The 12,131-nt window shown below is 38.3% G+C and carries 9 protein-coding genes and 1 tRNA gene; 8 read left to right on the top strand and 2 right to left on the bottom strand.

Features of this window, described 5'->3' with window-relative positions:
- The first annotated feature begins 92 nt into the window (after positions 1-92).
- Both DUT68_RS03100 and DUT68_RS03105 read left to right on the top strand, forming a co-directional pair.
- On the top strand, positions 93-1,550 hold the full coding sequence (locus tag DUT68_RS03100; RefSeq protein WP_306419599.1) for a glycogen synthase: 1,458 nt from the start codon (positions 93-95) through the stop codon (positions 1,548-1,550).
- A gap of 11 nt (positions 1,551-1,561) precedes the next feature.
- Complete coding sequence (locus tag DUT68_RS03105; RefSeq protein WP_113635687.1) at positions 1,562-2,833, top strand: glucose-1-phosphate adenylyltransferase; 1,272 nt, start codon at positions 1,562-1,564, stop codon at positions 2,831-2,833.
- Between the two features lie 56 nt (positions 2,834-2,889).
- Here the strand turns inward: DUT68_RS03105 and DUT68_RS03110 are convergent, their stop codons facing one another.
- Positions 2,890-3,549 carry a hypothetical protein gene (locus DUT68_RS03110; RefSeq protein ID WP_113635689.1) on the bottom strand — a complete coding sequence of 220 codons (660 nt, stop codon included), beginning with the start codon at positions 3,547-3,549 and terminating at the stop codon, positions 2,890-2,892.
- A gap of 133 nt (positions 3,550-3,682) precedes the next feature.
- Between DUT68_RS03110 and DUT68_RS03115 the strand changes: the two genes are divergently transcribed.
- Positions 3,683-5,467 carry a glycoside hydrolase family 15 protein gene (locus tag DUT68_RS03115; RefSeq protein ID WP_113635690.1) on the top strand — a complete coding sequence of 595 codons (1,785 nt, stop codon included), beginning with the start codon at positions 3,683-3,685 and terminating at the stop codon, positions 5,465-5,467.
- 67 nt (positions 5,468-5,534) lie between these two features.
- Here the strand turns inward: DUT68_RS03115 and DUT68_RS03120 are convergent, their stop codons facing one another.
- Positions 5,535-7,748, bottom strand: coding sequence for a bifunctional alpha,alpha-trehalose-phosphate synthase (UDP-forming)/trehalose-phosphatase (locus DUT68_RS03120; protein WP_113635692.1), 2,214 nt, complete (start codon positions 7,746-7,748; stop codon positions 5,535-5,537).
- 98 nt (positions 7,749-7,846) lie between these two features.
- Between DUT68_RS03120 and DUT68_RS03125 the strand changes: the two genes are divergently transcribed.
- From DUT68_RS03125 to clpP, 5 genes are all read left to right on the top strand, one after another.
- On the top strand, positions 7,847-8,446 hold the full coding sequence (locus DUT68_RS03125; RefSeq protein ID WP_113635694.1) for a CDP-alcohol phosphatidyltransferase family protein: 600 nt from the start codon (positions 7,847-7,849) through the stop codon (positions 8,444-8,446).
- 48 nt (positions 8,447-8,494) lie between these two features.
- The gene (locus DUT68_RS03130; RefSeq protein WP_113635696.1) at positions 8,495-9,292 is read left to right on the top strand and encodes an ABC transporter substrate-binding protein; all 798 of its coding nucleotides are present in this window, start codon (positions 8,495-8,497) and stop codon (positions 9,290-9,292) included.
- Between the two features lie 138 nt (positions 9,293-9,430).
- Positions 9,431-9,512 (top strand) — tRNA-Leu (locus DUT68_RS03135).
- 133 nt (positions 9,513-9,645) lie between these two features.
- On the top strand, positions 9,646-10,992 hold the full coding sequence (tig, locus tag DUT68_RS03140) for a trigger factor (RefSeq protein WP_113635698.1): 1,347 nt from the start codon (positions 9,646-9,648) through the stop codon (positions 10,990-10,992).
- Between the two features lie 438 nt (positions 10,993-11,430).
- Entirely contained in the window at positions 11,431-12,117 is a 687-nt protein-coding gene (gene clpP, locus DUT68_RS03145; RefSeq protein WP_113635700.1) for an ATP-dependent Clp endopeptidase proteolytic subunit ClpP, read from the top strand.
- Positions 12,118-12,131: the final 14 nt, after the last annotated feature.

Consider the following 12,131-nt stretch of genomic DNA (forward strand, 5'->3'; position numbering starts at 1 on the left):
ACAGATTTTGGTTTTTGTGTAATGAGATATTGGGCTGTGCACCCGCGGCTAAAACTTATATTTTTATAAAATAATTAGGCTAAAAGTTTGCAATGCTCAATCATTTGCCTAATTTGAAGCAATTTCTATCCGAGTATCATTTTATGGAGATCATACATGTAAGTGCAGAGTGCTATCCCGTTGCAAAAGTTGGCGGTTTAGGTGATGTGGTAGGCGCATTACCTAAATATCAAAATAAGCTTGGCCATTTTGCAAAGGTGGTAATGCCCGCTTATCAGACTAAATTTTTGGCCGAAAACCAATTTGAAACTGTTTATGATGGTTGGGCAAAAGTAGGCTCAACCAATTATCAAGCCCGTATTTTAAGAGAGAAAACTAACAAGTTGGGCTTCGATGTTTTTTTGGTGCACATTGCTGGTTTATTTGATAGAGATGGCGTATACGGTTATGCCGATGATACCGAAAGATTTCTAGCTTTTCAGATTGCTACTTTAGATTGGATTGCACAATGGGAGCATAGGCCTGATGTGGTACATGTACATGATCATCATGCAGGTTTAATTCCTTTCATGATGAGCAACTGCCACCAATATGCCCATATTTCTCAGGTGCCAACGGTACTTACCATCCATAATGCGCAATATCAAGGTCAGTTTGGTTGGGATAAGCTACATTATTTTCCCTCGTTTGATTTGGTAAACACGAATAAGCTCGATTGGGCCAGTGCTATTAATCCTTTGGCGGCAGCAATTAAGTGTGCCTGGCGTATTACAACGGTATCGCCTAGTTACTTGGATGAGATTTCATACGCTGCAAATGGCTTAGAGCGTTTGCTTTCACAAGAGCGAGGTAAATCTATAGGTGTACTCAACGGTATTGATACAGAAGTTTGGAATCCGCAGAAAGACAAGATGATAGCAAAGAGCTATAATGTGAGAACCTTAGAAAGTGGAAAAAAAGCAAACAAAGAAGAGCTGTGCCGTGTTTTTAACCTCGATGCAAGCAAACCATTATACACATTTATTGGACGATTAGTAGGTGAAAAAGGAGCCGATTTACTACCCGACATCTTTTATAACGCCTTGGCGCAAAGCAATGGTGAAATCAATATCTTAGTTTTAGGTTCGGGAGATACACACGTGGAAGACAGACTTAACGCTATTACACACCAATATCCAGGGAGTTACAATGCCTTTATCGGCTACAATGAAGCTTTATCTCATCAAATTTATGCTGGTGCAGATTTTCTTCTGATGCCTTCGAGGGTTGAGCCTTGTGGTTTAAACCAAATGTATGCTTTACGTTATGGCACAATTCCAATAGTGAGGCGCATTGGCGGACTAAAAGATACAGTAGTTGATATTGGTGACGGTGGTTTTGGCATTTGCCATGATCAAAGTAGCGTATGGGACGTAGGACATGCCATTGGCAGAGCCTATGAATTGTATCAAGATCAGAAAAAAGTTAAAGAAATTAGAAAGTTGATGATGTCGATAGACCATTCGTGGGATAACTCGGCACAGCAATACCTTTCAATATACCAAATGTAAAGCATTATAATATGATGGACAAAGTATTAGGAGTTATCCTTGGAGGCGGTCAAGGTTCAAGATTAGCACCATTAACATTAACTAGGTCTAAACCCGCGGTACCTATTGCAGGAAAATACCGTTTAGTGGATATACCTATTTCTAACTGCCTTAATTCGGGCATACACCGTATGTTTGTACTAACGCAGTTTAACTCGGCATCGCTAAATAAACACATTAAAAACACGTATCACTTTAGCCATTTCTCAAAGGCTTTTGTTGATATTTTGGCGGCTGAGCAAACTCCCGATAACCCAGCTTGGTTTCAAGGTACTGCAGATGCCGTGCGCCAGTGTATGCATCATATTGTTAACCACGAATTTGATTATATCTTGATTCTTTCTGGAGATCAGCTGTATCAAATGGATTTCAAGGATATGTTAAAAGCACATATCGAAGCAGAGGCCGAGATTTCTATTGCTACTATTCCGGTGACGGCAAAAGATGCAACTGATTTCGGGATCATGAAAACGGATGAACATAGCTTCATCACTTCGTTTATCGAAAAACCTAAATCTGATTTACTACCTGATTGGACATCTGATACTGGCGAAGAAATGCAACATCAAGGCAAAAACTTCTTGGCTTCGATGGGAATCTATATCTTCAACAGGGAAGTACTGATTAAAATGTTGAACGAGCATCCGGAGGATAAAGATTTTGGTAAAGAAATTATTCCTAGGGCATTGGAAAATAACCACGTATTGAGCTATCAGTACGAAGGTTACTGGACTGATATCGGTAATATTTCCTCATTTTTTGAAGCTAACTTAGGCTTAACGGATGATTTGCCGCAGTTTAATATGTTTGATACCGGACATACAATTTTCACCAGAGCAAGGATGTTGCCGCCGTCAAAGGTATCAGGTACTACTTTGGAGAAAGCAATTATTGCCGAGGGCTGTATTATTCAGGCTAGTAGGGTAGAACATTCAGTTTTAGGTATTAGATCACGTATTGGTAGGGAAACCACTATTGCTAACTGTTATGTAATGGGAAGTGATAGGTACCAAACCCTTGAGGAAATTAACGAGGCAGTTGAAAATGGAGTTCCTTTGTTGGGCATTGGCGATAGGTGCTACATTAATAACGCCATCATTGATAAAAACTCGAAAATTGGAAACGATGTAAAAATTAACGGTGGTGCACATTTAGCCGAAGGGGATTACGGCATGTACGTAGTGAAAGATGGGATTGTGGTAGTTAAGAAAGGTGCGGTAGTGCCTAATGGTACCGTAATATAAATCGATAATAAATTAAAAAGATAGGGAACCGTTGCTGGATTAAAGCAACGGTTTTTTTATGAAATCCATGTATCCACAATCTTATCTATCCTCCAATTTTTGCCATGTTTTTTGATGAAAATAATATAGCCTTGGCCACATAAACCTCCGCAAATATACCCAACGCTCAATGCACCGAAACTCCTGCTATCGTCGAACACGATTCTGCTAATGTAAAAGAAACCTGAGAATATGAATTCATATTTCTTGTTCCACACTTCCAGCTGGTTTGAAAATAGATTGTGGTACTTGAATTTAAAATGCTGGTTTAACTTTATCGAGTCGATATCTAGTACTAATTTTCCCTTAAATCCAGGCTGCGTTATTTTACTATTTGTGAATAGTTCCAACTCTTTTTTTAATGAGTCAGTGGATGCTGTAATTACAGGATTGAAAGCCAAATAAACCGAAGATGTATCTTTTCGAATAGAATCTAGCTTTAGCTCCCATTTTTTAGTAAGGAATTGTTCTTCTTTTACAGAGATTTTGCCATCAGGTGGAAGAAGTGGATATGGCGGTGGCGATAGAAAAATACGAGGATCTTGGCATGTGCTGTCAACAATACTCGGTATAATCTGCATCAATACACTTCGTTCAAACTCTAAGTCATTAATTTTTCTTTTACATCCAAAAAAGAAAATTATTAATAAGCATAATGAAGTGGTAAGTTTTTTCATATTTCGATGTTATGGTTTTTAAAGATGATAATTTTTCTAACGCTATTCCATAATGTCTTTTAAAAATGAATGAATTTAAACCATCCAAAATTTCCGCTGTTATAAAAAGATACATCAATCACATTTATTTTTTATGACAGCTACACACTTATATCAAACAGGGATTATTGGTAACTGCTCCTACATTGCTCACATTCATAAAAACACAAATATCAGTTGGTTATGTTGGCCTAAATTCGATAGTTCGTTCGTTTTTGGCAGCATGCTCGATGAGCAAAAAGGCGGTAAGTGCACCATTTTACCTACTACGGACTATACTTCACATCAATACTATATTGAAAATACCAATGTGCTAAGAACAGAAATTACCGCGGCAGATGGTCGTTATCGCATCACAGATTTTGCGCCTCGTTTTCATTTGCACGAACGTTATTTCAAACCTTTAATGCTGATCAGAAAGATTGAGCCATTGGAAGGAACACCTCGGATTAGAGTAGCCTGCGAACCTGTTTGTAACTACGGCAAAGATAAAATGCGAACTGCTATTGGCAGCAATCATATCGATTACATGGGTTGTGAAGAGGATATGCGGCTAACGACTAATGTATCCTTGAACTACATTTTAGATGAACAAGACTTTGTACTAAACGATACCAAGTATCTGATATTTACTTACGGCTATGATTTGGATGCGCCCATTGTTGCCACTGCTGAACATTTCCTTCGTGAAACTACTGCCTATTGGAGGGTTTGGATCAAGCATTCTTCTATTGCGGGTTTTTATCAGCCATTTGTAATCCGTTCGGCATTGGTTTTAAAGATTCACCAGTATGAAGATACCGGAGCCATTATTGCAGCAAGTACCACCAGTTTGCCTGAGTCGCCAGGGAGCACTCGTAACTGGGACTACCGTTATTGTTGGTTGCGAGATTCCTATTATGTGCTTACATCGTTAAATCACATTGGGCATTTTGAAGAAATGGAAAAGTACTTCAATTACATTTCTGATATCACCTTCGATTCGGATAAACGTTACCAGCCGCTGTATGGCATTACCGGACAGCGAAATGTTGTGGAGCAAACATTAGAACATTTGAATGGATATCGCGGAGAAAAACCGATTCGTATTGGTAACCAAGCCTATGAGCATATTCAAAATGACATCAACGGACAGGTGCTAATTTCGATGCTGCCTTTGTACACCGATCATCGTTTCGTTTTTTCGGAGAGAGGCGATTCTATAAGATGGATAGATGGTGTGCTGAAGAAAATAGAAATGACCATTGACGAAAAGGATGCAGGTATTTGGGAGTTTAGAAACATTGCCAACACGCATTGCTACAGTAACTTATTTCAATGGGCTGGTGCTCAGGCAGCCTTAAAAATGGCAAAAACAATAGGAAATCAAGGGCTTGAAAAAAGGGCACAGATTTTAATTGACAAAGCGGCTGCGCATATTGAAGCTTGCTATGATGAAGAACGAAAGGTGTATACCAATGCTGTCGGCAGCCCACACTTGGATGCCAGCACCCTGCAATTGATCATGATGAATTATTTGGATCCATCATCTCAAAGAGCAAAAGATCATTTACTAGGGCTAGAAAAAGAGCTGAAAACTGAAGATGGTTTGTTCTATCGTTACCTCCATGCAGATGACTTTGGAAAGCCTAAAACTACCTTTTTGATTTGTGCTTTCTGGTATGTTGAGGCATTGGCTTGTGTAGGTAGGGTAGATGAGGCGATAGCAGCGTTCGAGAATATCATTAAATATTGTAATCACTTACTTTTATTCAGTGAAGATGTGGATGCGAAAAGTGGCAGTCAATGGGGTAATTTTCCGCAAGCCTACAGTCATGTTGGTTTAATGAATGCGGCCTATAGGATTTCTACCAAATTGGATAGACCAGTATTTTTATAAAACACTATAAAGCAAAAATGCGGCTATATCAAATAGCCGCATTTTTTGTATAAAAGCTTTTTCTGCTTTATGATTCTAACAAACTTTCTCTTGCGTCTGCTTTATCTTGATTGCTTTCCAAAATAGTATTCAATAAGCTGCGGGCTTCTTTGTAATCGTTCAAATAAAATTTAGCTTCAGAAAGTTCGCTGCCAACTTTTATCGTAATGGCATTACTCGGCATAGCCTTAAATATATCTTCGTCGGTATGGTCATCCCCCATGGCTAAAATAAAGTCACTCTCATTTTCATAAAGCCAATTTAGCGCCGCCTTCCCTTTGTTCACTTCCACATTTCTAAATTCAACCACCTTATTTCCCGGCATTATTTGTACGCCTTTATCTGCGGCAAGCACCCTTAAGTTATTAATGATTTCGTTAGCACGAAGCTCGCCAAGTCCACGTTCGGTTTTGCGGTAATGCCAAGCTAACGAGTAACTTTTTTCTTCGATGAATGTCCCCGGAGTTCTATCAGTATATGCCTCTAAAATAGTCCTGATTTCGCTTTTCCATTGATCATTCAATAAGGGCAATGCCTGCCAATCTTGCTGCGGTTTTTTCTGCCAAGCGCCATGTTCAGCAATTAAGCCAATATTTAAATGGCCAAACCACTGTTCAAGTGTTTCATGTTTTCTGCCGCTAATAATCACCACTTTATTAAGTGGATCCTGAGTTAGTTTTTTCAATAATTCAAGTAACTCATCATCTGGTTTCGCTTCTTCTGGATTAGGCTTGAAACCTACTAACGTTCCATCGTAATCTAAAAATATTACTCTTTTATGCGTAGCAGCATATCTGCTAATAATTCCGTTGCTTACCTTGTTAACGGCATATTTGGTTTTTAACGAATGTTGTAGCAAACGTGCATCGTCCATTTTGGCTAAGAAGTTATTCGTCCAGCGTTTGACGTTGAATTTTTTAACCAAACTTCGCATACTTTGCATCCGCTGTTTTTGTTCCTCAAGTGGCATTTCCAATCCTTCAACAATCGCATTCATAATATCGCCAATGTTATTAGGATTTACAATTATAGCATCATTTAGCTCTTTAGATGCACCTGCCATTTCACTCAAAATCAACACCCCAGTATCATCTCTTCTACTAGCAACATATTCCTTGCTCACTAAGTTCATTCCATCCCTCATTGGTGTCACCAAACAAATATCTGCGGAACTGTACATTGCCGACAGCGTTTGAACACTGAACGAACGGTAGAAATAATTGATCGGTACCCAATCCAGTGTACGATACTTCGCATTGATGTTGCCCACCAACTGATCAATTCTCTCCTTCAGCTCTTTGTATTGTGGCACCGTATCTCTAGATGGCACCACTACCATAAAAAGGGATATTTGTCCACGGTATTTTGGAAAAAGTTGTAGCAGCAGTTCGAAAGCTTTTATCCGTTCAAGAATGCCTTTGCTGTAGTCTAGTCGGTCTATGGAAAGGATAATCCTTCCCTGACCTTCCGTCTTCATATTGTCTATTTCAGCAATCACCTGTCGCTGCGTAGGCAAACTCTCAAATTTCTCATAATCAATACCCATTGGAAAAGGCTCCACTACAATTTGTCGGTTTTCTAAAGAGAGTATATTGGATGAAAACTGAGCTGGCGTTAATCTGGAAGCTGCACTTAAAAAATGCCGCACATCATCGTAGGTATGAAAGCCAATTAAATCTGCCCCAAGCATCCCTTGGATCAACTTGTCACGCCAAGGAATCAACCTGAAAATCTCGAAAGAGGGGAAGGGGATATGCTGAAAAAAGCCTATTGTAGTGTTGCTTAGCTGTTCGCGTAAAAGCTGTGGTAGTAACAAAAGCTGATAATCCTGAACCCAAATTTTATCACCTTCATTAAAAACGGATTTCGTCACCTCCGCAAATTTCTCATTTACCTCGATATATCCATCCCAATAAACCTGTTCAAAGCGTGCATAAGTTACCAAGTAATGAAACACAGGCCATAAAATTTCGTTAGAAAAACCTTCATAAAATAGGTTAATTTCTTCTTGCGTTAAAAATACTGGAATTAAATTCCTTTTAGCCAACAATGCAGTAACTTCAGCTTGCCTATGTTCTGGCACTTCCACGCCGGGCCAGCCAATCCAAAGCATTTCGCCTTTTTGATAGGCATCTCCAAGCCCTGTAGCTAAACCGCCTTCACTGGGCTTTAAAGTGTATTTCCCATTTTCTAAATTAATTTTTACGGGTAGTCTGTTCGAAATAATAACTGTTCTGCTCATATCTATAGTATCTTACTATATACAAGCCTCCTAAAGCTGATTTTGTTTGTTTTTTCTTACATTAGTTGCTTAATCGTTTTCAATTCAATCTAAATTTTATGAGCGTTCCGTATTTATTAATTCTACTGCGATTTCTTTTAGGTCCCGTGGTTGTACTGCTGTCTTTTGTACTTGGTGAGCAATCTACCTATATCGTGTTGTTTTTAATGTATGTGGGGCTATTTTCGGATATTTTTGACGGCATTATTGCTAGGAAGATGAAAATTGATACAGAAAAAATGCGAAGATTGGACAGCCAAACTGACCTGATTTTTTGGCTTTGCATTGCTTGGAGCTGTTATATAATTTATCCGCAAATTATTCGGGAGAAATGGATAGGCGTATTAGCTTTGTTGGCAATGGAGGGTTTATGCTATCTCACTAGCTTCATTAAGTTTAAAAAAGAAACCTGTACACATGCCTTTGTATCTAAAATGTGGGGCATAACTTTGTTGGTGGCTTTTACGAGCATGCTGGGTTTCGCCTACGGCGGATGGATATTGACTATCTGCATCGTATTAGGCCTTATTTCGCAGGTAGACGTAATTTTAATCACGTTGATTTTAAAAAAGTGGACTCATGATGTGCCAAGTTTCTATCACGCTATCTTAATTAGAAAAGGTGTGTCATTCAAAAAAAGCAAGTACTTGAATAGCTAATTAGGGTAGTGAATCTTATTTCAATAGCATCAAATCTTATATTTGTGCATGCTAAAGTCTTTCACTGATCAACTCGGCAACCAAATCCAAATCAATTTTCCACCAAAACGGATTGTCTCTTTGGTGCCATCACAAACCGAGTTGCTTTTCGATTTGGGATTAGATGAGCAGATTGTTGGCTTAACTAAGTTTTGTATTCATCCTATTGAAAAATTTGCGGCAAAGCAAAAAGTAGGCGGTACTAAAAAACTGAATTTAGAAGTAATAAGGGCATTGCGCCCAGATCTCATCATAGGTAATAAAGAAGAAAACAGCAAAGCAGATATTGAACTGCTGCAACAGGAGTTTCCAGTTTGGATGAGTGATATTTATACTTTGGAAGACGCTGGCAAAACGATTGATGACATTGGTGCTTTGGTGGATAGGCAGCCTGAGGCTAATTACCTGAATCACCTTATCACTGCCGGATTTAGAGACTTGCAAGTCCTTGCACTCCAGCAGAAGATTGATAAGACTGCCGCTTATATCATTTGGAAAGAACCTTATATGTTGGCTGGTCGCAACACTTTCATCCATAATGTATTGACGAAAATTGGTTTGCGCAATATCATTACTGAGAATAGATATCCAGCAATGGAACTTTCTTCTCTTATTACATTAAACCCAGATTTTGTGTTTTTGTCATCAGAGCCATATCCTTTTAAAGAGAAGCATATCGAAGAAATTGCGTTAGCATTGCCCAATACAAAGGTGATGTTGGTTGATGGTGAAATGTTCTCTTGGTATGGTAGCAGATTGGTAAAGTCGGTACAATACTTTTTCGAGTTTCAACGTCAATTGGTTTAAGGCCTTAATTGCTGAAATTATTTTTGTTGAATATGAGCGATTTAGCTTTTTGTGATTCAGAAAATTAAAAATTTTTAGCAAAAGTTGCAGAATAATCAATGTAATTTCTATCTTTGCAGTCCTAAATAAATCCTAACTGCGGAAGTGGCGTAATTGGTAGCCGCACCAGACTTAGGATCTGGCGCTTCACGGCGTGGGGGTTCGAGTCCCTTCTTCCGCACTAAAGGTAAACCGTTCCGATACAAATCGGGACGGTTTTATTTTAAAAAGACATTGTTAAAGAATTAAATAGAAATCGATATGCGCTTGGCTGTTTAAGCAGCTTCAATCCGTATCTCAATACTCATATCTAGATGAATATTACACAGGAAAAAATTGATGATTTAAATGCTTTAGTTAAAATTACCTTAGCGCCGGAAGACTACACTCCAAACGTAGACAAAGCGATTAAGGAACAAGCAAAAAAAGCTAACTTGCCAGGTTTCCGTAAAGGAATGGTGCCTGCTTCACATATTAAAAGAATGTATGGCAAAAGCATCTTGGTAGAGGAAATCAACAATATGTTGAACGATAATATCTCTAAATATCTTACAGATAACAATGTGGAGATTTTAGGTCAGCCGCTACCTGTTCAGGAAGATGAAAACGAATACAACTGGGATTATAACGATACTTTTAACTTTGCTTATGAGTTGGGTTTAGCGCCTGCCGTTGATATCGAAGTGTCTTCGAAGGATAAATTCACATCTTACAACGTAAAAGCTGATGATGAAACCTTAAATGAGCGCATTAGCAACATTCGTAAAAGCTATGGCAAAATGACTAACCCTGAGGTAGCTGCCGAAGGTGATGTGATTTATGCAGAGTTAAAGCAGTTAGCTAATGATGGTTCGGAGTTTGAAGGTGGCATTGTAGCTACAGGCTCTATCCGTACTGATTTAGTAACTGATAAAAAGATCTTAAAAACGTTAGTAGGCGTTAAAAAAGATGATACTTTGGAGCTTGATGTGAACAAAGCATTTGGTGGCGATGCTGCTGCTATTGCTAAATTGTTAAACATCAGTGAAGAAGATGCAGCAGATTTGAAATCGAAATTTGCTGTAACGGTTAAAAATGTAAACCGTTTGGAAGAAGCTGATTTGAACCAGGAATTTTTCGATAAAATTTTCGGTGCAGGTGTAGTAACTGATGAAGCTGGTTTCAAAGCTAAAATCACTGAAGAAATTGAATCGATGTTCAAACAAGATGCAGATCGCAAATTGCAAAACGACATCTACGCTCAATTAACAGAGCAAACTAAAATGCAATTGCCAGATGAGTTTTTACGTAAGTGGTTAAAAGCTACTAACGAAAAGCTAACTGACGAGGAACTTGCTCAAGGTTATGATGATTTCGCTAAAAACTTGAAGTGGACTTTGATCGAAAACAAAATCATCAAAGACAACGATATTAAAATTGAATACAAAGATGTTTTTGAAACTGCTAAACAACGTTTAGATGCTCAATTCAGAATGTATAGCCCAACACCTCTTCCTGAAGAGCAACTAGCAGAATACACAGCTAACTTCTTGAAAGAAAGAGAAAACGCTAACCGTATTTTTGAAGAAGTAAAAGCGCTTAAAGTTTTTGATTACATCAAATCTGTAGTTACTTTAAACGAAAAAGACATTACTTACAACAAGTTTACTGAATTGAAATAGTACTTTGAGCATAGGGCATTATCACGTCATTGCGAGGAACGAAGCAATCCTTAAGTGAGCGTTGTTATCTGCCTAATGTTGTAAAATTGTTGTGTTCTTCGTAATAACGAACAACGACTGACCGTTTGTCAGTAAAATAAAATGATAAGAGTTCCGACCTAAAATCGGAACTCTTGTTATATAAAAGCCAAAGTGATTTTGGTATTGAGTTGAATTATTGGTTATTGAATAGTTTTTTTCGGTGGCTGGAACGTGGAGAAATAAAATTAGCATTTATCTGCAAGCCTATTTCTTATTGTCACATAATCTGCTATTTTAGCGGAGTGTACAATTTGGCACGAAAATTAACAAACCTTAAGAAAATATTTGCTCAAATAACAATGTCGTCTTGCTTAGCGTATCAAACGACTAATGCCAAGCGCTTAACTCAAACTTATCATGAAAATAGATAAAGACGAATTTAGAAAATATGCCGTTAAACATCATCGCATTAACGGATTAAATGTAGATAGATTTATTGGTGCAACTAACAATTCGCCAAAAGGGATGACACCTTACATCATTGAAGAGCGTCAATTGAATGTTGCTCAAATGGACGTGTTTTCACGTTTGATGATGGATCGTATCATCTTTTTAGGGGATGCTGTTTATGATCAAAATGCAAATATCATTCAGGCTCAGCTATTGTTTTTGCAATCGGTAGATGCGCACAGAGATATTCAAATCTACATCAATTCACCAGGTGGTTCAGTTTATGCTGGTTTAGGCATTTATGACACCATGCAGTACATCTCACCAGATGTGGCAACAATTTGTACAGGCATGGCAGCTTCAATGGGTGCTGTTTTGTTAGTTGCAGGCGCTAAAGGCAAACGTGCAGCGTTAAAGCATTCAAGGGTGATGATTCACCAACCATCTGGTGGTGCACAAGGTGTAGCATCTGATATGGAAATCAATTTAAGGGAAATGCTTAAGTTGAAAAAAGAATTATACGACATTATTTCATCACATTCAGGCCAATCTTATGAGTGGGTAGAAAAAGCATCTGATCGCGATTATTGGATGACTTCCTCAGAAGCTAAAGAGTTTGGAATGATTGACGAGGTATTAGGCGGGACAAAATAAATCAGTTGGCAGTT

The sequence above is a fragment of the Pedobacter zeaxanthinifaciens genome, assembly GCF_003313335.1.
Taxonomy (GTDB): Bacteria; Bacteroidota; Bacteroidia; order Sphingobacteriales; family Sphingobacteriaceae; genus Pedobacter; species Pedobacter zeaxanthinifaciens.

Bases quoted from the DNA above. Each gene is read 5' to 3' on its own strand.
- DUT68_RS03125 (WP_113635694.1), top strand. From the start codon at position 7,847: ATGAGCGTTCCGTATTTATTAATTCTACTGCGATTTCTTTTAGGTCCC.
- tig (WP_113635698.1), top strand. From the start codon at position 9,646: ATGAATATTACACAGGAAAAAATTGATGATTTAAATGCTTTAGTTAAA.
- DUT68_RS03115 (WP_113635690.1), top strand. From the start codon at position 3,683: ATGACAGCTACACACTTATATCAAACAGGGATTATTGGTAACTGCTCC.
- DUT68_RS03110 (WP_113635689.1), bottom strand. From the start codon at position 3,549: ATGAAAAAACTTACCACTTCATTATGCTTATTAATAATTTTCTTTTTT.
- DUT68_RS03120 (WP_113635692.1), bottom strand. From the start codon at position 7,748: ATGAGCAGAACAGTTATTATTTCGAACAGACTACCCGTAAAAATTAAT.
- DUT68_RS03130 (WP_113635696.1), top strand. From the start codon at position 8,495: ATGCTAAAGTCTTTCACTGATCAACTCGGCAACCAAATCCAAATCAAT.
- clpP (WP_113635700.1), top strand. From the start codon at position 11,431: ATGAAAATAGATAAAGACGAATTTAGAAAATATGCCGTTAAACATCAT.
- DUT68_RS03105 (WP_113635687.1), top strand. From the start codon at position 1,562: ATGATGGACAAAGTATTAGGAGTTATCCTTGGAGGCGGTCAAGGTTCA.
- DUT68_RS03100 (WP_306419599.1), top strand. From the start codon at position 93: ATGCTCAATCATTTGCCTAATTTGAAGCAATTTCTATCCGAGTATCAT.